The 252-nt window shown below is 70.6% G+C and carries 1 protein-coding gene; it reads left to right on the top strand.

The features are described 5' to 3' along the window. A partial coding sequence (locus PUR61_RS33160) for an IS110 family transposase (RefSeq protein ID WP_329883222.1) occupies positions 1-252 on the top strand: 252 nt, incomplete at both ends.

Here is a 252-nt window from a genome sequence, read left to right as displayed (position 1 = left end):
CCGGCGAGGCGAAGACCGACGCCAAGGACGCCGCCGTGATCGCGGACGCGGCCCGCACCATGCCCCACACCCTGCGCACGCTGGAACTCACCGACAAGATCACCGCCGAGTTCACCGTCCTGACCGGGTTCGACCAGGACCTCGCCGCCGAGGCCACCCGCACCTCCAACCGGATACGCGGCCTGCTCACCCAGTTCCACCCGTCACTGGAGCGCGTGCTCGGACCACGGCTCGACCACCAGGCCGTCACCT

The sequence above is a fragment of the Streptomyces sp. BE20 genome, from assembly GCF_036322525.1.
Lineage (GTDB): Bacteria > Actinomycetota > Actinomycetes > Streptomycetales > Streptomycetaceae > Kitasatospora.
The sequence above is the reverse complement of the archived record's forward strand: the minus strand, read 5'-3'. Positions and strand labels throughout refer to the sequence as shown.